The sequence below is a fragment of the Bacteroidetes bacterium SB0662_bin_6 genome, assembly GCA_009839485.1.
Classification (GTDB): domain Bacteria; phylum Bacteroidota; class Rhodothermia; order Rhodothermales; family VXPQ01; genus VXPQ01.
In genome coordinates this window covers 31,704-53,343 of sequence record VXPQ01000039.1, presented here as the reverse complement: position 1 = coordinate 53,343, position 21,640 = coordinate 31,704, and the positions used below count along the sequence as shown (strand labels likewise).

At 58.1% G+C, this 21,640-nt stretch carries 16 protein-coding genes; 5 read left to right on the top strand and 11 right to left on the bottom strand.

Translation table 11 applies throughout. From position 1 onward, the window contains the following. The 5 genes from F4Y00_07605 to F4Y00_07585 are packed head-to-tail and all read right to left on the bottom strand — an operon-like array spanning position 1 to position 7,442. Entirely contained in the window at positions 1-1,512 is a 1,512-nt protein-coding gene (locus tag F4Y00_07605; GenBank protein ID MYE04819.1) for a leucyl aminopeptidase, read from the bottom strand. Between the two features lie 30 nt (positions 1,513-1,542). Beyond that, positions 1,543-2,604 carry a bifunctional oligoribonuclease/PAP phosphatase NrnA gene (locus F4Y00_07600; GenBank protein MYE04818.1) on the bottom strand — a complete coding sequence of 354 codons (1,062 nt, stop codon included), beginning with the start codon at positions 2,602-2,604 and terminating at the stop codon, positions 1,543-1,545. Next, positions 2,601-3,863, bottom strand: a complete 1,263-nt coding sequence (locus F4Y00_07595) for a D-alanine--D-alanine ligase (GenBank protein ID MYE04817.1) — start codon at positions 3,861-3,863, stop codon at positions 2,601-2,603. Before F4Y00_07595 ends, F4Y00_07600 begins: the two co-directional genes overlap by 4 nt. A gap of 5 nt (positions 3,864-3,868) precedes the next feature. Beyond that, positions 3,869-5,164 (bottom strand): dihydroorotase, encoded by a 1,296-nt coding sequence (locus tag F4Y00_07590; GenBank protein MYE04816.1) that lies wholly within the window; start codon positions 5,162-5,164, stop codon positions 3,869-3,871. Positions 5,165-5,174: 10 nt separating this feature from the next. Then, a complete protein-coding gene (locus tag F4Y00_07585; protein MYE04815.1) occupies positions 5,175-7,442 on the bottom strand; it encodes a S9 family peptidase in 2,268 nt (755 codons plus the stop codon). Positions 7,443-7,536: 94 nt separating this feature from the next. Between F4Y00_07585 and alr the strand changes: the two genes are divergently transcribed. The 4 genes from alr (at position 7,537) to F4Y00_07565 (ending at position 13,369) form a co-directional block, all read left to right on the top strand. After that, complete coding sequence (alr, locus tag F4Y00_07580; protein MYE04814.1) at positions 7,537-8,796, top strand: alanine racemase; 1,260 nt, start codon at positions 7,537-7,539, stop codon at positions 8,794-8,796. A gap of 105 nt (positions 8,797-8,901) precedes the next feature. After that, positions 8,902-9,612, top strand: coding sequence for a response regulator transcription factor (locus tag F4Y00_07575; protein ID MYE04813.1), 711 nt, complete (start codon positions 8,902-8,904; stop codon positions 9,610-9,612). Positions 9,613-9,781: 169 nt separating this feature from the next. Next, complete coding sequence (locus F4Y00_07570) at positions 9,782-11,146, top strand: HAMP domain-containing histidine kinase (GenBank protein MYE04812.1); 1,365 nt, start codon at positions 9,782-9,784, stop codon at positions 11,144-11,146. 75 nt (positions 11,147-11,221) lie between these two features. After that, the gene (locus F4Y00_07565; protein ID MYE04811.1) at positions 11,222-13,369 is read left to right on the top strand and encodes a tungsten formylmethanofuran dehydrogenase; all 2,148 of its coding nucleotides are present in this window, start codon (positions 11,222-11,224) and stop codon (positions 13,367-13,369) included. Positions 13,370-13,408: 39 nt separating this feature from the next. Here the strand turns inward: F4Y00_07565 and F4Y00_07560 are convergent, their stop codons facing one another. Beyond that, positions 13,409-14,578: a cystathionine gamma-synthase gene (locus F4Y00_07560; protein ID MYE04810.1), complete on the bottom strand. Its 1,170-nt coding sequence runs from the start codon at positions 14,576-14,578 to the stop codon at positions 13,409-13,411. Positions 14,579-14,658: 80 nt separating this feature from the next. Beyond that, on the bottom strand, positions 14,659-15,864 hold the full coding sequence (locus F4Y00_07555; GenBank protein ID MYE04809.1) for a tetratricopeptide repeat protein: 1,206 nt from the start codon (positions 15,862-15,864) through the stop codon (positions 14,659-14,661). A 257-nt stretch (positions 15,865-16,121) separates the two neighbouring features. Between F4Y00_07555 and F4Y00_07550 the strand changes: the two genes are divergently transcribed. Beyond that, positions 16,122-17,069, top strand: a complete 948-nt coding sequence (locus F4Y00_07550; protein MYE04808.1) for a nucleoside hydrolase — start codon at positions 16,122-16,124, stop codon at positions 17,067-17,069. A 49-nt stretch (positions 17,070-17,118) separates the two neighbouring features. Here the strand turns inward: F4Y00_07550 and F4Y00_07545 are convergent, their stop codons facing one another. The 4 genes from F4Y00_07545 to F4Y00_07530 all read right to left on the bottom strand — a co-directional run bounded on the left by F4Y00_07545 (position 17,119) and on the right by F4Y00_07530 (position 21,636). Continuing rightward, positions 17,119-18,504 carry a sodium-dependent transporter gene (locus tag F4Y00_07545; GenBank protein ID MYE04807.1) on the bottom strand — a complete coding sequence of 462 codons (1,386 nt, stop codon included), beginning with the start codon at positions 18,502-18,504 and terminating at the stop codon, positions 17,119-17,121. A gap of 182 nt (positions 18,505-18,686) precedes the next feature. Next, positions 18,687-19,766 carry a DUF1080 domain-containing protein gene (locus tag F4Y00_07540; protein MYE04806.1) on the bottom strand — a complete coding sequence of 360 codons (1,080 nt, stop codon included), beginning with the start codon at positions 19,764-19,766 and terminating at the stop codon, positions 18,687-18,689. A 37-nt stretch (positions 19,767-19,803) separates the two neighbouring features. Next, entirely contained in the window at positions 19,804-21,099 is a 1,296-nt protein-coding gene (locus F4Y00_07535; GenBank protein ID MYE04805.1) for a TRAP transporter large permease, read from the bottom strand. 3 nt (positions 21,100-21,102) lie between these two features. Further along, positions 21,103-21,636: a TRAP transporter small permease gene (locus F4Y00_07530; GenBank protein ID MYE04804.1), complete on the bottom strand. Its 534-nt coding sequence runs from the start codon at positions 21,634-21,636 to the stop codon at positions 21,103-21,105. Positions 21,637-21,640 lie beyond the last annotated feature (4 nt).

The following is a 21,640-nucleotide window of genomic DNA, read 5'->3' as shown; positions in this document are numbered from 1 at the left end:
TCATGCAGGATCGTATGCGTGCAGAAATTCAACCAGCAGGCGAACCCCGAAGCCGGTGCCCCCCTTGGGACGCCACGGCAGAACATGCTTCAGAAACGACGGACCGGCCAGATCGATATGAATCCACGGGTATTGCGTGAAATGCTCCAGGAACTTGGCCGCCGTAATAGAGCCCGCTTCCCGCCTGCTGCTGATGTTCTGTATGTCCGCCACCTCACTCCTGAGCAATTCGCCGTAATGGGCATACATGGGCATGCGATGCACCAGATCGCCGGTGCGGCGACCCGCCTCTTCCATCGCATGAAGCCGGGCTTCCGAACCCGGCCGATCGTTCGTCATCACTGCGGCCACTTCGGATCCGAGCGCAACCACCTGGGCGCCGGTCAGAGTGGACAACTCGATGACCAGCGGCGGGTTGTATACGGATGCATACGAAAGCGCATCGGCAAGAATCATGCGCCCCTCGGCGTCGGTATTCAGGACCTCGACTGTCTTTCCGGAATGCATCCGAATGACATCCCCCGGTACGTACGCGTCTTCGCCGGGGCGGTTGTCGGTGGCAGGAACCAGGCCGACGACATGCCGGGGAAAATTCAGACGGGCCAGCGCACTCATCGCACCCACCACTGCCGCCGCGCCGGCCATATCGGCCTTCATGTGATCCATCGAATTGTGCGTGGGCTTGAGCGAAAGCCCCCCCGTATCGAACATGACCCCCTTACCCACAAGAACCACGGGAGGCTCGGTCTTCGCATGATCGGGCTTCCAGGTCATGATGGTGAATGTCGGAGGCTCCTGGCTGCCCCGGTTCACAGCAAGCAGCCCCCCCATGCCTTCCCGTTCGATGCGGGTTTTGTCCCACACCTCTGTGGAAAAACCGTGCGCTTTGCCCAGATCCGCAATCATACCGGAAAATGCCGTCGCCGACTTCTCGTCGGGTGAAATGTTCACCAGATCGCGGGCCGTCGCCACCGCTTCCGCAAGGATGCGCCCACGTTCAGCGCCTCCGGACGCCTCCTCCGAGTCCCTGCCGCCAGCGTGTACAACGATTCGTTCCAACGCCGCAACTTCTTTCTTCCCCGGAGCGGTCTTGTACCGGGCGAAGCGATAGGCGGACAGCATATACCCCTCCACCAGCGCCTGGGCAGCACTGGAAGCATCCTCCATACCGGTGGTCGGCAGCGCAAGACCTACCGTGGCCGCACCGCACTTCGCTGCAAGGCCCTCCCCGGCCGCCGCTGCACGGCGCAGTTCCTCCGGCCCCACCTTGCCGGACGGACCCATACCGACCAGACCCAGCCGCTTTGCCTGCCCGGATGGTGCATACACCAACACAGCGGCGCCTGCCGACCCGTCGAAATCCTGCGCTGCGGAGCGGAGCGGAGCGCCCCATTCCGAAGCCAATTCCTCAAGACGAGCGGCGGCGCGGTCCTCGCACACCGGCACAATCAGTACATCGACATCCATGTCCGCAAGCGGAACTGCCGTGACCGAAACATCTACAGAAAACATAATCCCGATTACCGTTTTTTGAACCTGGTTTCAAGATAGGGAAGCAAGGTCGGCATCATCCTCTGAACTCAGCACAACATCGTCCTGATTGCTCGTGGAAGCGCCGATATAACGTGGAGCAACGCGCATCACCTTGTCGCGGGCTTTCTCCAGCGGCTCGAGAAGGAACGCACCCGAGGCATTCTTGTGTCCTCCCCCTCCGAAAGCTCTCGCCCATGTATCCACCGGAATATCGCCCTGGGAGCGAAAACTCATCTTCGTACCCTTTGCCGTTTCCAGAAACAGTACGGCGGCTTCCACGCGATCGATCGACAGTGCAAAATTGACGAAGCCTTCCGTTTCCTCGCTGCTTGCTCCGGTATCTTCCAGCATGCGGGGCGTCACCGTAATGGCGGCAACCCGTCCCCCGCAATACAACCGTACGGTTTCAAGCGCCTGTCCAAGCAGATATAACCCCTCCATGGAACGGTGGTCGAAGATGGCTGCGTGCACAACCCCCGGAACGATCGCTCCCCGCTCTATAATATTCGCCACCATGCGGTGCAGCCTTGGGGTTACGCCCTGGTATCGGAAAGAACCCGTATCCGTCATAATCGCGGTATAGAGCGCCGTAGCAATACGGGCGTCGATCAGATCGGGGTCGCAGGCGGCAATGATCTCATACACGAGTTCGCCGGCTGACGAAGCGGTCGTAGATACGTAACGCATATCGAACCAGTCCTCCGGATGCGTATGGTGGTCGATCAGCACCTTCGTGCCGCGCGCTCCGCGCACCGGACCGGCCAGATTGCCGAGCCGGTTCTCCGCGTTGGTATCAAGTACGAACACCGCTCCTGCCTCGTCAATGCACTGGCGGTGCGCCAAAGACCCGTCAAAAATGCGAATGTCCCGGACACCGGGAAGCCATTCCATGTTCATGGGGGGCGGATCACTGTTCAACACGGTAACCTGCTTTCCCAATTTTGCAAGAAAATCCGCAAAGGCCACTTCCGATCCAAGCGCATCGCCGTCCGGACGAACATGACTCGTCAAAAACAGGCGATCGTGTTTCTCTACGAGGGAAAGTATGTCAGCGGGTGTACCCTGTGTCATGATTCCGATTTCGCGCCCTTGATCCCGCGCAAGCCGGTTTCGGAGAGCAGGTTCACATCGTACGTGCGGATACGCCGGTTTCGGGCACGGTGGCTTTCGAAAGCCAACCCGATCATTCGATGCACAAGCTCTCCAAAGGAAATGCCCGCCGGCTCCCAAAGATAAAATGAGAACGAGCCGGGAATGGTGTTGATTTCGTTGAAATACACGGCGCCGTCGGCTTCGTCAATCATGAAATCAATACGCGCCACCCCTGCGCATCCCAACAGACGAAATACCTGCAATGCCATCGCGCGAATGCGTTCGGCGGTTTTTTCGTCGATCAGCGCGGGTACAATGCGATCCAGGGATGCCATACCGCGCCCCGCCTCCGGCTGTTTGGCGTTCCGTGCGCCACGCTTGGCTGCTTCTCCACCGGGTTCCCCACGCATGTACTTGTCCTGAAAAGTGAGCAACTCTTCGCTGTCGATATGCAGGGGTTGCTCAAGCACGCTCACGATGGCGTTATCCTCCCTGCCAAGCACCGCGCAATTGATTTCCTTCAACTGCTGCACGGCGTGCTCCACGACCAGTTTCCGGTCGTACCGGAATGCATTCTCGATAGCCCGGTCCAGCGTCTTTCGATCCCCGGCCTTCGCGATCCCTATCGAAGATCCGAGACAGGCCGGCTTTACCACCACAGGATATCTCAATTCCCGCTCGCAGTGATCGAGCCAGGCTTCTTCCTGATCCCCCCACTCGGATTCGTGCAGAACCAGAAAATCCACCACGGGAATGTCCTGATCCCGACACAGATACTTGGATAGTGCTTTATCCATGCCGATGGACGATCCGGCAATCCCGCTGCCGGTAAAGGGCACGTTACACATTTCCAGAAATCCCTGTACGCCCCCATCCTCTCCGGAGCCACCGTGCAAGGCAAGAAACGCCACGTCCAACCGGTATGTCCTCGGACGGCGCGCAAACCACCCGGCACGTTTCTGTTCGACGAGAAGAAGCGCATGCGCATCGCCCGGAACGGCATGAACCGGAACGGCTTCACGACGAATGCGCTCAATATCCTGAAACGCCTGGATATCCGCCAGCATGTCCCCGACGAACCAGGCGCCATCCTTGGCTATGTAGACCGGCACAGGTTCGTACAATTCCCGATCCAGCACATGAATCGCCTGCTGCGCTGTGATGACGGATACCTCGTGTTCGGGGGCAACCCCTCCGAAAAGCACCCCGACACGGATCTTGTGAGCACTCGGATCCATGCCGGTTATTCTGTAGTGTCCGTCGGCACGAACTGCTTTCTATGATAGATGGCCCAGGGGCGCCCTACCATCTCACTGCCCGTAAACGGCGTGTTGCGGCTCTTCGAACGGATATGCCGCGACTCGAACGTCCAGCGCGTCGTAGCGTCGAACACCGTCAGATTGGCCTCTTCTCCTTCGGCAACGACAGGAAGAGACAAACCAAGAATACGCCGGGGGGCCACTGTGATTTTCTGTACGGCTTCGGCAACCGTCAACACACCCGGCGCAATGAGTTCCCGGCCAATCAGGCCCCAGGCCGTTTCGAGGCCGAGAATGCCAAACGGGGCCGCAAGGAATTCCACCTCCTTCTCAAAGGGGGCATGCGGAGCATGGTCCGTACAGATCACGTCGATTGTGCCGTCCCGAAGCCCCTCCTTGAGGCCCTCCACATCCGCTGCCGTGCGTAAAGGGGGATGCATCTTGACTTCCGTACTGAAACCGGTCGATTCAACGGCTTCGTCGGTCAGAGCAACGTGGTGGGTGCACACCTCCGCGGTAACCCGAATGCCGCGCTTCTTCGCCTGGCGCACGAGATCGACAGCCTGCGCCGTGGAAATATGCGCCACATGCACATGCCCCCCTGTGAACTCGGCCAGCAGAATGTCGCGGGCAATCATCACCTCTTCCGCAAGAGAAGGAATACCGGGAACGCCAAGCCGGGTCGCCACCTCTCCCTCATGCATGTGTCCGTCTGCATTGAGCGTAAGGTCTTCCATATGGTTAATGACCGGCTTCCCGAACGAGGAACTGTATTCGAGTGCGCGCCGCATCAATCCGGTATGCTGTACCGGCGAACCGTCATCGCTGAAAGCAACTGCCCCGCCAGCAATCAAATCTCCCATTTCGGCCAGCGTCTCCCCTTTGCGATCTTTCGACACACAGGCAATGGGATGCACATCCACCGGGGTTCCCGCGGCACGCTCAATAATGAACTCCACCACATCGCGCGTGTGGATGGGAGGAGATGTATTGGGCATACATGCCACAGCGGTAAATCCGCCGGACGCCGCGGCGCGGCATCCGGTAACAATCGTCTCCTTATGCTCGTAGCCGGGTTCCCGAAAATGGACATGCATGTCCATCCAGCCCGGAGAGACAATCTTGCCGGAACAATCGTAGACAGGAACATCCTTCGCAGCAAGGTCTGCCCCCATGGATGCGATCCGGCCATCCCTGACCAACACGTCGGCAGTTTCCTCTGATCCGGTTTCCGGATCAAGCACAGTGCCTCCCTTGAGAAGAAGATCGGGTGTCTTCATGCGGCGAGTCTTACAGGTTGTCTGCGATGTAATCCGTGATGAGCGTGTACAGGTGCAGGCGGGTCATTCCCCCGTAAATTCCGTGATTCCGGCCAGGATACATCATAAGGTCGAACTGTTTGCCGGCTTGCTGCAGCGCATCCGCCATCTGGACGGTGTTCTGAAAATGCACATTGTCATCAAGATCGCCGTGTATAATCAACAGATCCTGGTTGTCTCTCAACCGGTCTGCCCATGTTACAGGCGCACTGTTCCGATAACCCTGCTCGTTGCGTTGCGGAGTGGACATATACCGCTCCGTGTAGATCGTGTCGTACTGGCGCCAGCTGGTCACCGGAGCCACGGAAACGCCCAGTTCAAACGTGTCCGGCCCATCTTCATACAGCATCGACATAAGGGTCATAAAACCGCCATAGCTCCATCCCCACATGCCCGTGCGTTCCCCATCGATATATGGTAACGCACTGAAATGCTTCGCCGAAGCGATCTGATCCTCCGCCTCGAGGATCCCCAGTCTTTCATACGTCGCGCTCTTGAAGCCCTTGCTGCGTCCTCCTGTACCGCGGTTGTCCACACTGGCAATAATCATGTCGTATTCCTCTACAAGATACGCATGCCAGAGATACCGGCTGCCGCCCCATGTATTTCGCACCGTCTGCGACCCGGGCCCCCCGTATACATACAACAGAAGCGGGTACTGCCGCGATGCATCGAAATCCGTGGGCTTGAGCATCCAGGCGTTCAGCATGGTTCCATCGCTCCCGGGCGCTTCGATAAACTCAGGCTCCGGAAGATTGTACGCAGCAAGCCGTTCCCGCAAGGCTGCATTATCCTCAAGCACCTTGACAAGCGTACCGTCGGCCTGGTGAAGTGTGGCGGAAAGCGGCATTCGCACGTTTGTGAACCGGTCGATGTAGTACCGCAGATCGGGCGACATATCAATGCTGTGGCTGCCCGAACGCTCCGTAATCCGGACCGGTGCGGCATCCGAATCCCCGAACGAAACGCGGTATAGCTGGCGCTCCAGCGGCGAAGCCTCCGTGGCGGTAAAAAAGATGGCGTCCCGGTCGAGAGCAATACCGTGAAAACTGGTTACGTTCCAGGCGCCATGGGTCAACTGCCGCACGAATGTACCATCGTTTTCGTAGAGATACAGATGGCGGTACCCGTCCCGCTCGCTCATCCATACGAAGTGCCTGTCGTCGTCAAGGTACGTAATCGTTCCCCCGGCCAGATCCCCGAAACTTGTCTCTACATCGATCCACGTATCGTTCTCCTCTCGAAGCACAAGACGGGTAGACATATCCTCCGGAGAGCCATAGAGCACATCCACCCGATTCTGCTCCCGATTGAGGCGGAAAAACCATACGTAAGACATACCATCCACCTCGGGAGTCCAGCCGAGGCTTGGGATATATTCCGGGTCGTCTTCCCCGGTCCGCCACGTTCCCGTATCAAAGAACCGGCGCTCCCCCGACATCACATCCACCACGCCGACACGTATTTCGCTGTTGGCCTCACCGGCTTTCGGATACCGAAACCGTTCAATTTCCGGATACTGTGCACGCAGGTCCGCCATAGCGAACTCCCGCGTGTCCGATTCGTCGAGTTGCACATAGGCAATCCGGGCTCCGTCAGGCGACCATGCCCATCCGTCCCGTAATCCGAATTCCTCCTCGTACACCCAGTCGGATGTGCCGTTGATTATCCTGCCGGGCGCCCCGTCGTCGGTAAGCCGGCGTTCCGACATATCGGCCAGATCGACGACAAACAAATCCCGGTTTCGCACAAACGCCACACGGCGTCCGTCCGGGCTGAACTTGGCGAACATCTGGAACCCGTCTTCGCGGCGTGCAATGGGAGTCAGCTCCTGCGCCGCCAGGTCGTAGAGGTAATAATAGCCTTTCGTATTGTATCGCCATACCTGTTCCGAATCGGTATATATCAGCATGGCGGACCCGTCGGGGCTGTATGCATACCCGTCGATTCCGACGGTACGCTCCGCATCCGGGGCGTACAATGTCTCGCCGTCCACAAGGAATTCGCGCTGTTCCGTTTCAAGGTCGTACCGTATAAGATGCGCCACCTCGCCATCCTGTTCGACAAATGTCACGACCGGCCCCTCCCCGGCCCACTTTCCTCCTTGAAACGATGCGGAAACAAACATTCCGGAAGCGTGAATGTCTTCCAGCGTGAGCATGGGCGTTTCGGTCTCCTGCGCCACCGCCGCCGCCGGTAACAGCGCCGCAAACAAGCATATCGAAATGGATCTGTACATGATGTTGATATCCGGATGGATCGTGCGAGTTCGTTGAACGTCCCGTTGCATACCACGAAAATGACCCCGTGACGCCGTAGTCCGTAAATTATCCATGCGAGCGCCAAAATGCGACAATAGATATGTATCCGGTGTGAGATTGCGATTATATTGCGCGTCGCCACGAATCCGAAACCACTATCCTGCTCCGATCTTGCCCCGGCCTCTTATCAAAGAAAATGCTTCCGTTCCCGGGCTCCGCGAAACCGATGTATTGTATTCGCAAACAAGAGCCCATGTTCATCTGGATCGACTGAAGCACAACACAGCCGTTCTTCGCAAATACGCCGGGAAAGCCCCGCTGATGGCCATCGTGAAATCAGATGCATATGGCCATGGCATCCTGCATGCCGCCCGCACACTGGCCCAGGATGGCGTACGCTGGTTTGGCGTGGCTACAACCGCTGAGGGCCTGCGCCTGCGCGAAGGCGGCATCGAGGAGCGTATTCTGGTCCTTACCGGACCGCCTCTCGAGCACCTGCATGTCCTGCCCGAACACGAACTCGAGGTCACTGTTTCCTCGCCTGCGATCGCGGACGCCGTGCTCGAATGCGCCACCCACACGTTTCGCGTACATGTCAAGGTGGACACGGGTATGGGACGCATCGGCATAACTCCCGGGCAAGCCGAGCGGATCGTAACCCGTCTCGATCGCGCGCCGAACGTAAAAATCGCCGGCCTGTGGACGCACCTCGCCACAGCCTACAGTGACGCCGGGTTTGCGTACGAGCAATTGGAACGCTTCGATCATGTAGTCAGGAAGATTGGAGATGCTGCGCAAACCATACACGCCACGGCTACGGGCAGCATCCTCAGATTCCCCGAAGCGACCGCCTGGGATCGATCCCTGGCGCGCGCAGGAATCGGGTTCTACGGATATACGGGATTCGCAGAGGATTACGGACTACGCGCGGCGATGACCCTCTACTCGAAAGTTATCCACCTGAAAAAAGTCGAAGCCGGTACGAACATATCCTATGGACGTACGTGGACCACGGATCGTACTACATCCATCGCAACCGTCGGAGCAGGATATGCAGACGGCTATCCGAGAATTCTTGGCAACCGGGCCTTTGTGACCATTCGGGGGGAAAGATACCCGGTGGTGGGAACGGTATGTATGAACCTGTTCATGGTCGATACGGGACCGGAGCACAATATCGCCGTGGGGGATGACGTGATACTTTTCGGAGCGGAGGGAAAACCCGGCAAGAACGAACCCGACGCCGCGAACCTGGCCACATGGGCCGAAACCATCTCGCATGAAATACTGGTTGGCGTCCCGGCCCATGTGCCGCGAATATACTTTCACTGAGTCGCCATCCGACTCCGTATGCGCGTTTCATTGCCGAATTTGACGTATATTTCCAGAATGTGGTATTTCAGAACTACTCGGGCTACTTAGGGCGCATCAACCGGTATGAATACACCTGCAGATCCTTCGGACATCACTATTCTCGTCGTGGATGACGAGGAAGACGTGGTGGAAATGGTATCCCATTTCCTGGAAGAGGCAAAATACAAGGTAAAGAAAGCCTACGATGGCGAAGAGGCCCTTGCCAAAGCGACACCCGGCACGAATGTCATCCTGCTCGACATCATGCTGCCGAAACTCGACGGCATCGAGGTGTGCAAGCAACTGCGTTCGCGTATTTCCACAGAAACGATCCCGATCATTTTCCTGACGGCCAAAACGGAAGAAGAAGATCAGATCAGGGGGCTCATGGCCGGAGGAGACAATTATCTCATGAAACCGGTCTCCTCGGAAGTGATTCTGGCGCACGTAAAAACAGCGCTCCGGCTGTCGGGCATCCGGGAACGAAGATTTATCGAGATCAACAATCTCAAGATCTACGAGGACGAGCACCGCGCCACGATTGCAAACCAGGACATCGGCCTTACCGAAACCGAGTTCAGCCTGTTGCTGTACCTTGTTCGCCACCCTCTCAAGGCATTCAGCCGCAAACAGTTACTCGAAACAATCTGGGAGGATGCCATGATGGTTACGGAGCGCACGGTGGATGCACACATCAAGAACCTGCGTGAAAAACTCGGCGATTTCGCCCGGCACATTCAGACGGTACGGGGCGTCGGTTATCGTTTCTCACAGGAGGCCGAGGAAGTCGGGTAATCCGGCGCAGTGCAGCGTTTCAGGGCCGCGCCGGAACAGCAGGGTGCGGCAGCAATGAGGGTTTACCGGACTCAGGTCCGGCTTCATCAACAAGATTTCCGGGTCCATGGGCTTGCTGAAGCGACTCACTGATCTCATCATTCCCAGGCGAGCCTCAACGCAAACGTGGATGATTCTCACGTTTACCTTGTTCGTAGGACCGCCCGTCGTGGTCGTAGGAGTCTATGTTGCTTTCGCAATGCAAGGCCAGGCACAGGAACTGGCCCGCAGTACGCTGCTCCGCTATGCCGAACGAATTGCCGACCGTCTCGAAGAAACCGACTCCACGGACACGCAACGCGCAATGATTTCAGAGGTCAGTGCGCTGGCGGATCTGCGCATCGATATCATGCCGGCCCAGGCAGCCCTGCGCCATGCGGATGTCTCCACACAAGTCCGGATTCTTCCGGAAGAAAGCCCTTCCCGGGCCGATCCGGTCCGTTTCGTCGAGCGCTCCGACGCCGACGGTCGAATCGTGCTGTATGCTCTGCTTTTCCACGAACCCACCGGTCTGATCGTATCCGTGGGACAACCGGAATCACCGCTGGTATCCATGTTCCGCAATATGCGTACAACGCTTGTCGTGAGCATGGCCCTCATACTGCTCCTTGCGCTGGCGGGGAGTTGGGTCGCCACCAACAAAATCACAACGCCCCTCCAGGCCCTCAACAACTCGGCCAGACGGATTGCGGAAGGCAATCCGGGCGAAAACATCGAGGTGGATTCCCGTGCTGCCGAGTTTCGCGTCCTTGCGATGAGCCTGAACCGCATGTCCGCCGGTTTCCAGAGACAAATCAATGAACTGCAGACTCTGACACAACTGCAAAACGAATTCATCGGAAATGTGGGCCATGAAGTACGTAACCCGACGTTTGCCGTAAGCGGATACCTCGAAGCGCTTGGCAGCGATTCGCTGACCCCCGAAAAACGCCGGCGCTATGCCGAAAAGGGGCTTGCGAATCTGCACCGGCTCCAAACCCTTTTCAGCGACCTTATCGAGATTGCCCGGCTCGAATACCGGGAAGACCTCATCAACCCGGCCCCCTTCGAATTGTCCGAACTGCTCCGCGAAATCGGCGATACCCTGGATTCGAAAGTAAAGGAAAAGGAACTGCATCTCGAACTGGAGAATCCTATCGAGTATGTATATGCCGACCGGAATCGCATCCGGCAGGTTCTGACAAATCTGATCGAGAACGCCATTTCCTACACCGACGAAGGTACTGTTCGGTGCCGTTTCCGGCGACGGCTCGACAAAGTGCGCATTGAGATAATCGATACGGGTCGCGGTATCGAGGAACATCATCTCGACAGAGTGTTCGAGCGGTTTTACCGTGTCGATCCGGACCGGGCGCGCCAAAGCGGGGGTTCGGGCCTGGGACTCAGCATCGTTCATCAGATCCTGCGTGCGCACAACGAACCTGTCTACGTGGAGAGCACGTTCGGTCGAGGCTCCCGTTTCTGGTTCGAGTTGCCGCTCGCCAACCCCGCGTAACCCTGTTTTCTGGAAATCCCGATCCCTTCTTCGTATTTTCAAAATGATGTGTCCTGGAGCGTTCTTATGGCGAAAATGAAGGATCAACATCGAAAAAAGAGCCGCTCGGATCGGGAAGCGCTTCTTCGTCCCGATCCCGGCCATGGCAATGGGCATACTTCCGAAGCGATTATACCGGGTATAGCCTATGCAGAAGAGTTGCATGTAGACACGCTGACCGCCAGCGATTTCGACGGAAAGCAGCTCCGTGAGGCGTACCGTACAATGCTACTGGCAAGACGGCTCGATGAAAAGATGTTGACCCTGCTCAAGCAGGGCAAGGGTTTCTTTCACGCAGGATGTGCCGGCCATGAAGCCGCTCAAGCGGCCATCGGCATGTATGTACAGCCCGGACACGACTGGTTCTGTATGTACTACCGGGACCTGTGCATCTCTCTTGCTGTCGGCATGACCGCGCGGGATACCTTGCTCGCTCATCTTGCCAAGGCCGACGACCCGAGTTCCGGCGGACGGCAAATGTCCCAGCATTACGGCGTACGGGAACTCAACATTCTGGCAGCGTCATCTTCCGTGGGCTCACAGTTCCTTCCCGCGCTTGGATTTGCTATGGCCGTGCAGCGCCGGGGCGAAGACGCTTTCGTGTATGTATCCGCCGGAGAAGGGGCTACATCCCAAGGCGCTTTTCACGAGGCGCTGAACTGGGCCTCCCGCATCAAGGCGCCCATGCTCTTTTTTATTCAGGACAACAAATTCGCTATCTCGGTACCGGTCGAAGATCAGATAGCCGGGGGTACCCCGTACAAATTGGCTGCGGGATACGAGGGGCTGAAGCGCATCCGGGTTGACGGAACGGATTTTTTCAAAATGGCGGCAGCGTCCAAGCATGCCATCGAACACATCCGGACCGGACAGGGACCGGTATGCCTTGTAACCGATGTGGTTCGTCTTTTCCCCCACTCCTCATCCGATAACCATGCCAAATACCGCTCTTCCGAAGAATTGTCGGAAGCCCAGGAAATCGATCCGCTCCTGTTAATGGAAATGACCCTCATCGAGGAAGGCGTCCTGGATGCGCATTCGGTCGAGGAAATGGAGCAAGAGATCCGCAAGGAACTCGAAGAAGCCGCTGCGTGGGCGCTGGAGCAAAGTGATCCCACACCGGAAAGCGCGACCCGCTATGTCTTGTTCGAAGGAGACCCCGGCATCGACTACGAGGCCTCGGAGCCAACCGGTGATCCGATGGTCATGGTGGATGCCGTCAATGCCGCCCTGAAGGAAGAGATGGCGCGGGACGAACAGGTTATCGTTTACGGCGAAGACGTAGCCGGCGAAAAAGGCGGCGTGTTCAAGGCAACCCGCGATCTGACAGATTTGTTTGGACCCGATCGCTGTTTCAACTCGCCGCTGGCCGAAGCATCCGTGGTGGGCACTGCAATGGGATTGGCTGCGTCCGGCTACAAGCCGGTGGTGGAAATACAGTTCGCCGATTACATCTGGCCGGCCATGCAGCACATCCGTAATCAGGTGGCCTCGCTTCGGTACCGGTCGAACAACAAATGGAGTTGCCCCATGGTCATCCGTGTGCCGTGCGGCGGGTATATCCACGGAGGCTTATACCACTCCCAGAACATCGAGGCCATGTTCGCGCACTTCCCCGGCCTCAAGGTGGCCATGCCCTCCATTGCTTCTGACGCGAAGGGCTTGTTGAAGACAGCCATCCGAAGCCAGGACCCCATTCTGTTCCTCGAACACAAGGCGTTGTATCGTCTGGCCGCCGCGCGCACCCCTGTAGCGGACGAAAACGGCTACCTTCCTTTCGGCAAGGCGCGCGTAGCACGCGAAGGCAGCGATCTGACCATCGTTACCTGGGGAATGATCGTCCACAAAGCTACGCACGCCGCGAACCGGCTGGAGCGGGAAGACGATGTTTCCGTGGAAATCATCGATATCCGGACCATGCTTCCGCTGGACATGGAAACGATTCTCGCCTCGGTCAAAAAAACGAACCGTGCATTGATCGCCTACGAAGACCATGAATTCATGGGTTTCGGTGCGGAAATCGCTGCAAGGATCGCGGACGAAGCCTTTGCCTTGCTGGACGCACCGGTGCGGCGTCTGGCCGGCGAATTCACCTTCATTCCTTTTTCAGGCCCCCTCGAAAAAGCGGTCCTGCCTCAGGATGAGGACATTTACACCGCCGCAAGAGGGCTGCTGGATTATTAGGCCCTAAAAGATACTCGGAGGGCAAACGCACGGGCGTTTCTACACGGCGGAAAGCCCGGCGTCAAGATCGGCGACCAGATCTGCCTCCTCCTCCACACCCACCGAGAGCCGCATCAGGGAATCGGTGATCCCGAACGCCTCCCGCTCTTCCCGGGAAAGGAAGGCATGCGTCATCGTGGCCGGGTGTTCAATCAGGCTTTCCACTCCCCCAAGGCTCTCCGCCAGCGAAACGATGCGCAGGCCCGCCATCATGCGAACGGCCTCTTCCTTTCGATCGTTCGCCAGCGAAAACGACAGCATCCCTCCGAAATCCCGCATCTGTTTGCGGGCCGTTTCGTAGCCCGGATCATCCGGCAAGCCCGGATAATGCACCCGGCCCACTTTCGGGTGGTCCTGGAGAAAGGCTGCAATCGCACGAGCATTCCGGCAATGCCGCTCCATGCGCAGATGCAGTGTTTTGGTGCTGCGCAGCACCAGGAAGCAATCCAGGGGCGCAGGGGAAGCGCCCGAAGCTTTCACCTGAAACCGGAGGCTTTCGGCCCATGCGTCGTCGTTCGTCAGCACCGCACCGCCGATAACATCGGAATGCCCCCCAAGGTACTTGGTGGTGGAATGCAGAGACATATCCGCCCCGAGAGCCAACGGCTGCTGAAGAAACGGTGAGGCAAACGTATTGTCCACGGCCACATCGATCCCCGAAGCATGAGCTATTTCGGATACGGCCGCAATATCCACCACCCGCATCAACGGGTTCGTGGGCGTCTCGATCCATACCAGTTTCGTTTCCGGCCGCACGGCAGCCTCTACGGCCTGCAGGTCGGTCATATCCACAAAACTGAAGGCCAGGCCGTAGGGCTCGAACACTTCCCGAAAAAGACGAATCGTGCCGGCATAGATATCAGCCATACCCAGTACATGATCGCCGGGCCGAAGCCGCTTCAACATAGCATCGAGGGCAGCCATGCCTGAAGCAAAGCAAACGCCGTGCGCCGCGCCTTCCAACGCAGCAAGATTTTCCTCGAGGGCCGTACGCGTCGGGTTGGAGGCACGCCCATATTCGTATCCCCGGTGCTCTGCCGGGGCCTCCTGCACGAATGTCGAGGTCTGGTACACGGGGGTCATGATCGCACCCGTGACAGGGTCCGGCTTCTGCCCCGCATGAACGGCCAGGGTGCCGAATCCCCGGGACGGTCTGGTGTGGTTCGCCATAGAAATTTTGTAAAAAGAAAGAACCCGAACCTGAAATTCAGGTCCGGGCTCCGTGCGTTTCGGAAAAAGATGCGGGAAGGTCAGTCGCCGTATCCCGCACACTCGGTAACCGCTTCCACCTGATCCATCTGGTTCGTCTGCACATACGAGGTGTATAGCGCCTGACAGATGCCTGTCGGGTCGGCGCCCTCGGCTTCTACAAGGCCCTTGGCTATCTCGAGAGACGGAATCGCCGCGCCAAACAGATCGCTGCGTTCCTGCGCCAGGGCGTCCATTTCGCTCTCGCGCGCGGAAATCTCATCATCCTCAAGATCATCCCGTTCCTCCCTCAGGGCATCGTCCATCCCGCTGATCTGCTCAGCCAACTTGACCGCCTTGTTGATATAGGCTGCTCCGAGGTTGTAATGCGCATTCGCATAGTCGGGGCTGACTTCTGCAGCACGGCCGAGATAGTGAATCGCGTCGTCGAACTGTTCCGCTTCAAGCAACAGAGAGCCGTAATTGTACAAGAGCACCTCGTTATTGGGGTCCTGATCCACAGCCGCCTGATACTCCGTCATCGCTTGTTCAGCCTGACCTGTCTGTACATACAGATTCAGAAGTTGGGATTGAATATCGGAATTCTCGGGATACAACTCCGCCGCCTGACTAAACACTCCCATAGCCTTTTCCGTATCGCCCTGGCGATTGTAAATATCCCCGAGGAAAAGGAAAGTGTTGCTCTGCGTATCGCCCTTTTCGATAGCTGTTTCGAGCGGGGCAACGGCTTCCTCCTCCATGCCGACGTTCAGGAAAGCGAACGCCTGGTTGACATAGGGGCCGGAGGAATCAGGCATGATTTCGGAGGCAAGTCCGAAATAATCCGCCGCTGTTCTGAATTCGTCGCGGTTCTCCGAGGCCCGGTTGAACGCCTGGATACCTTTACGGAATACATCGGCATACGCCATGGTCCGGGAACGCGAGATAGAATTATCCAGGCCGGGATCGGCTGCCAGCGCCAAATCGTACGCGTCAAGCATTTCATGAATCAGGCCTATGTACTCTGCATGATCGGGAGTCTGCGCGGACTGCGCCAGAAGAACCTGGCCTTTCAATTCATGGGCCTCCGCATTATCGGGGTTACGCGCAAGTGCTTCGGCAATGTTCTCAAGCGCCCGGTCGTAATCCTGATTGCGGAGATCCAGTTTGGCGCCCTCAACGTTCGGGTCGCTGGAACATCCGGGGGCCATCCACAGGAAAGCACCCACGATGCAGGCAAGAAGGACAGCAGTTTTTGTTCGTTTCATGGGACCGTACGGTCAGTTCGCAACACTGGTTTGGACGGGATATAACGTAGAGTGTAGAATGTACGATCTTTATTCGCCTCATACAACCACTTTACATCGGGATGTGGAAACCGGGCAGGGGGATAACGGATCAAACCCGGAGGGCTACGGTTTGACCTGTCGCACCGTATGATTTCGGTGGCGGATCGACCTTGCAACCGGCCGCATCCGGAGCCTCAAGGTCGCCCCTGGGCGGTAACGCGTCCTGCTTTCGCATAATGCCTGTCCCCAAACCCGTCCTCATAGACACCGATCCCGGCCTGGACGATCTGCTTGCGCTCGTGCTGGCGCTGCGTTCGCCGGTACTGGACGTACGGGCGATCACGGTCGTAGCCGGCAATGTTTCGGTCGATGCCTGCACGGCGAATGCCCTGCGCATCCTCGAAGCTGTAGAAGTCGCTCCGCCGCCTGTTTTCAGGGGATGCGCCAAGCCGCTCAGCCCGGCCGTAACGCGAGCCGAGCATGTACACGGGGGGGATGGCATTGGCGGGGTCTCGGAAGCCTGGCCCGTGCAGCATCTGCAAATCGAGAGCGCCCATGCCGCGGACGCTATTCTGGATCTGGCCCGGCGTCACCCGGGAGAAATCACCCTGATTGCCCTCGGGCCGCTCACGAATGTAGCCATGGCTCTTGAGCAGGACCCTGCGGCGCTGGCAAACATCCGCGAAATCGTGGTCATGGGCGGCTCCGGCGACGGGCGGGGCAACGTGACGTCTCGCGCCGAATTCAACTTCTACTCCGATCCGTATGCAGCCCGTGCAGTAATCCGCTCCGGCCTGCCCGTCACGGTGGTCGGGTTGAATGTGACGGAAAAAACACTCCTTTCCCGTGCCCGCTTTCATGAGCGTCTTGCATCCATGGAAGAAGGCAAACTGCGCCGGTTTCTTTTCGATGCAACCAGGGCGTACTTTGATTGCGCCCTGCAGCAACGCGGACACGATGCTTGTCCCCTGCACGATCCGCTTGCCATGGGCGCCGCCATGGATCCGAGCCTGATCCGTACGCAAAGAATGGTTTGCGACGTGGTGGACAAACAGGGACCGGACAGGGGCATGATGACCGCAGAGCCGACAGACGGCACATCGGACGCACCCACCGTGCAGGTGGCCATGGAAGTGGCCGTCGAACGGTTCCTGGAGCTCTTTCTGGAAGGGGTATGTGGATAAAGCAGAAATCGGCCTGCAAATCCCCGGGCCATGGCGTTTTGTACAGGCCCTAACTGAAGTCCCTCCCCAGAATGACCGCGAGGATGATCGCCAGCACCGCCGCCGGAGCCACATAGCGGATGAAAAATCGCCATGCTCCGTAACGGAACCAGCCGGGCTGGTTACCATCCACCAGTTCGTCTTCCGTAGCCTTGCGCGTCATGAACCAGCCTGCTGCAATCGCTATCCCCAATCCGCCGGTAGGCAGCATCCAGTTCGAGACGAAGTGGTCGGCGATGCTGAACCAGCCTGTCTTCCCGAAGGCTGCCATCGTCGAAATAACCGGCGTGGAACCGAACGACAGGGCCGCAAAGATCGTGAACACGAAGATGGCGGCGCCCGACACGACCACGGCCTTCTGGCGTTTCATGCCGCGTTCATCAATCAGAAAACTGGTTTCCACCTCCATCAGCGAGATGGTGGAGGTCAGCGCAGCCAGCGCCACCAGCACATAGAACAACGGCCCCAGCACGGTTCCAAAGGGCATTGCGGTATAAAACAATTCGGGGAGCGAAATGAAGAGCATACCGACCGTGGACTTGCCCACTTCCTCGCTCAATCCGGCCACCGAGAAAATCACCGAGAACATGATGATCGTAGCGACCAGCGCAATCAGCGTGTCGAAGGCGACAATGGCTCCCGCAGACTTTACAATGGATTGTTTGCGCGAAATATAGGAGCCGTACGCAACCATGGTGCCCATACCCAACGAAAGGGTAAAGAACGAATGGCCAAGCGCCTCGAGCACGCCGCTCCACTCGAGTTCGCCGAATCGGGGTTCGAAAATAAACTTCAGGGCCTCGCCTGAACCGCTCATGCCAAGCGCGCTGACGAGAAGCAGAATGAGGATGGCGAAAAGGACAGGTAGCAGAACTTTCGCCACGCGCTCGATCCCCTTCTGCACCCCGAAATACACCACGGCGACCGTGGCAATGCTGAACGCAAGCGAAAGCATGAGTTGGAGCCCTGCATCGCCGACCTGCGCGCCAAAGAGATCCCCGGTCGAAAGATCCGCGGGAAAACCGCCGAATGTCCACCCGAGGGATTTCCAGAAATAGAAAAGCGACCAACCGGCAATCACCGTGTAATAACTCAACAAAATGAACCCGCACAACACGCCCCATCCGCCCACAAGCTTCCATGCCGGACCGCCCACGTCCCTGAGCGCCCCTACGATGCTTTTCTGACTCCGGCGGCCTATGAGCAACTCGGCCATCATGATGGGAAGCCCCACCGCCAGAATGCACACAAGGTACACGAGGACAAAAGCGCCGCCGTTGTTCTCCCACGTGATGAAAGGAAATTTCCAGAGGTTGCCAAGTCCAATGGCGCTGCCGGTAGCGGCCAGCACAAGGCCGAGATTCGAACTCCAGACGTCGCGTTTTTGTGTTTCCATGGGGGTTGCTCAGAACTTGCACGTAAAGGCCGGACGGAATGCAAACAAAGGATACGCCATCGCACTGCGCCTATCAAGTGGCAAACATGAAACGCAAGCCTGTCCGGCTACAGACCGGAATGGGTCCGGCGCAAAGCGAACCTTGATATTGAAAAACCGCAGCGAACGGATGCAGCAGGCGTCTACTCGCCAATCTCCCGGATCCGGAGATTGCGGAACCATACGTCGTCGCTATGATCCTGCAACACGATATGTCCGACGCGGCGGTCGGCAAACCCCTCGATATCGGCATACTTGCTGGCGGCAAGGAGCGAATCGAAGCGCGGACTGTCCATGTCGTACTCGACCACCATGGCGCCGTTCAGCCAATGCTCCCCATGCATCCCCTCAAACACGATGCGGCTCTCGTTCCACTCCCCGACCGGCTTCAGGGCCTTGGCCTCCCCTGCCGGAATCATGTCGTACAGTGCTCCGCTCCGGTGGGAAGGCAATGCGCCATCGGGATGCCGATCGTCATCCAGCACCTGGTATTCGAATCCGAGCGCCGCATACCTCGGCACATGGGAGGTGGACAATTCCTCGGAGACGTTATACTTGACCCCGCTGTTCGCCCCTTCGGCCACCTTCCACTCGAAGGCGAATTCGAAATCCCCGAATGTCTCCGTCGTCATAAGGTCGCCGCCCAAAAGCGGCTGGCCGTCCTCGGCCACCGGAACGGTCCCTGAAGCCACCTTGCGGATGGTTCCGTCCTCCACTTGCCAATGGCCTTCGGGAACCGCATCGCGGCCAAGCCCGATCCATCCATTCAGGGTTTCCCCATCGAAAAGCGGGCGCCAATCATCCGGGGATATGTCAGAGGAGGAAGCTTCGTCAGCATATCGCCCGGCGCCGGGAGGGTCTGCGTCCGCACCGGAGCAAGCGGAAAGACCGAAGGCAAGAACCAGCAAAGTCCCAAACACCGGAAAGGTATGCGGTGGGAGGACATGCCGGGTTGTCGTAGCAGGAATCCGAAGGGTACGTGACATGATGAAGAATGGATTGGTTACGGATGCCGGCGAATCCATGCGCCGCAGCGTGCAATCTACTTTCCCTGATAGCCATACACAAGGCATAAAATCGCCTCGCGGATGTATGGCCTTCCTTTCCGGAAAACGCCCGGTTCGAGCAAACCGCGAAGCGGTCAAGTACCCAGCAGCGGCAGGTGTTTCACGCGATGATACGTCAGGGTTTTCGATCCTGGATGTATCGACCGTTACTTCCATTGCGTGTCTGATTCCTGTATTAAACGACGATCCCGGTTTAGAACCCGAATACCTGGGGAAGCCACAAGCTGAGTTCCGGTACGTACGTAACGATCATAAGCGACACGATCATGGCGATGTAAAGCGGCATGAGCGGTCGGATCACCCGGGTAATGGGTACGCCCGCCACGCCGCACCCCACGAACAGCACCGTGCCCACGGGCGGCGTGCATATGCCTACGCAGAGATTCAGGACAATGACGATGCCAAAATGAACGGGGTCCATGCCAAGCGCCGTCACGATGGGCAGAAAAATGGGCGTGAAGATGAGCACCGCCGGCGTGATATCCATGAATGTGCCCACGCAAAGCAGCACCAGATTTATGATCAGAAGAATCATGATCGGGCTGTCACTGAGCGCCACAAGAGTCGTGGCCACGTTCTGGGGAATGTTTTCGTAGGACATCGCCCAGGATAGCCCCATCGACGTGCCTACCAGCAGCATCACGATGGCGGTCGTGGAGGCGGACTGCAGCAAAATGGACGGCAGATCCTTCAGGGACACCTCCCGGTACAGAAGGGCCAGCACCAAGGCATAGACCACGGCCACAGCGGACGCTTCGGTCGCTGTGAAGATGCCTGCCACGATGCCGCCGATCACCACGAAGAGAAGAAAAAGACTCGGAAGCGCATCGAGAAATTTGCGGACGGCGACCCCCACGCGCACCCGGTCCGAACGGGCGTACCTCCTTCGCCAGGCGATGACGCCGGCCACCACCATGAGTGTGATTCCCACCAGAATACCGGGAAGGTAGCCGGCAAGAAAAAGCGCGGCGATGGACGCCCCGCCGCTCGCCAGCGAATACACGATGAGAATATTGCTGGGCGGGATAATCAGTCCGGTGGTCGCCGCCGTAATGTTCACGGCGGCGCCGTAGCCCGTGTCGTACCCTTCCTCTTTCATGCGCGGGGCCATGACACCGCCCACGGCAGAGGCTGCCGCCACCGACGAACCGGAAATGGCCCCGAAAAACATGGCCGCCACGATATTCACATGGGCGAGCGCTCCGGGCAGCATACCCACCAGACTCTTGGCGAAATCGATCAACCGGCGGGCGATCCCTCCCCGGTTCATGATCTGTCCTGCAAGAATAAAGAAGGGTATGGCGAGCAGGGCAAAACTGTCGAGCCCCGTGGCCATACGCTGGGCGGCGGTCGTCAGGGCCGGGCCGGGATGGATACTCAGGAGCAAGGTACACACGGTCGCTACCCCGATGCTGAACGCTACGGGCACGCCGATGAGAAGCAGCGCCAGGAATACCACCACGAGTATGAACACGCCCGCCAGTTCCATGCTTCAGTCGATGGTGTATTCGGTCTGGGAATGCCCTGCATCGGCGGTGCCTGACGCATCCGCTTCGGGAGACGTCCTGCCGCGTACGCGGTCCATGATCGAAACCACTGCATAAAACGCAATCACCGCACCGCTCAGCGGGATCGCCAGATACACATAGCCCAACCGAACGCCCAGCGCAGCAGATGTCTGATCCATGAGCAACGTCAGGCTCATGAGACGAATTCCGCCGATCACCATTGCAAACACGGCGAACAGCAGCACGATGGCGTCGATAAAAAATTCGAGGGCGCGGCGCCTGCGCCCGTGCAATGCGCTCGGCAGCAGGTCAATAGCAAGGTGCAGTTTCTTTCCTGCGGCGTATCCCGCGCCGATCAACCCGATCCAGATCAGGAGATAGCGCGCCAATTCTTCGGTCCATGCGCTGGGATCGTTAAGCACCCATCGTGTAAACACCTGCCACAGCACGTTGACAATGGCAAGCGCCATCAGCGCAACCAGGAACCACGCAAGGTTTTTGTCCACGATGCGGCGCAGCGTA

Coding starts and splice junctions, on each gene's coding strand:
- F4Y00_07550 (MYE04808.1), top strand. CDS start 16,122: ATGCCTGTCCCCAAACCCGTCCTCATAGACACCGATCCCGGCCTGGAC.
- F4Y00_07600 (MYE04818.1), bottom strand. CDS start 2,604: ATGACACAGGGTACACCCGCTGACATACTTTCCCTCGTAGAGAAACAC.
- F4Y00_07590 (MYE04816.1), bottom strand. CDS start 5,164: ATGAAGACACCCGATCTTCTTCTCAAGGGAGGCACTGTGCTTGATCCG.
- F4Y00_07570 (MYE04812.1), top strand. CDS start 9,782: ATGATTCTCACGTTTACCTTGTTCGTAGGACCGCCCGTCGTGGTCGTA.
- F4Y00_07535 (MYE04805.1), bottom strand. CDS start 21,099: ATGGAACTGGCGGGCGTGTTCATACTCGTGGTGGTATTCCTGGCGCTG.
- F4Y00_07540 (MYE04806.1), bottom strand. CDS start 19,766: ATGGAAGTAACGGTCGATACATCCAGGATCGAAAACCCTGACGTATCA.
- F4Y00_07605 (MYE04819.1), bottom strand. CDS start 1,512: ATGTTTTCTGTAGATGTTTCGGTCACGGCAGTTCCGCTTGCGGACATG.
- F4Y00_07545 (MYE04807.1), bottom strand. CDS start 18,504: ATGGAAACACAAAAACGCGACGTCTGGAGTTCGAATCTCGGCCTTGTG.
- F4Y00_07560 (MYE04810.1), bottom strand. CDS start 14,578: ATGGCGAACCACACCAGACCGTCCCGGGGATTCGGCACCCTGGCCGTT.
- alr (MYE04814.1), top strand. CDS start 7,537: ATGCGAGCGCCAAAATGCGACAATAGATATGTATCCGGTGTGAGATTG.
- F4Y00_07585 (MYE04815.1), bottom strand. CDS start 7,442: ATGTACAGATCCATTTCGATATGCTTGTTTGCGGCGCTGTTACCGGCG.
- F4Y00_07595 (MYE04817.1), bottom strand. CDS start 3,863: ATGGATCCGAGTGCTCACAAGATCCGTGTCGGGGTGCTTTTCGGAGGG.
- F4Y00_07575 (MYE04813.1), top strand. CDS start 8,902: ATGAATACACCTGCAGATCCTTCGGACATCACTATTCTCGTCGTGGAT.
- F4Y00_07555 (MYE04809.1), bottom strand. CDS start 15,864: ATGAAACGAACAAAAACTGCTGTCCTTCTTGCCTGCATCGTGGGTGCT.
- F4Y00_07565 (MYE04811.1), top strand. CDS start 11,222: ATGAAGGATCAACATCGAAAAAAGAGCCGCTCGGATCGGGAAGCGCTT.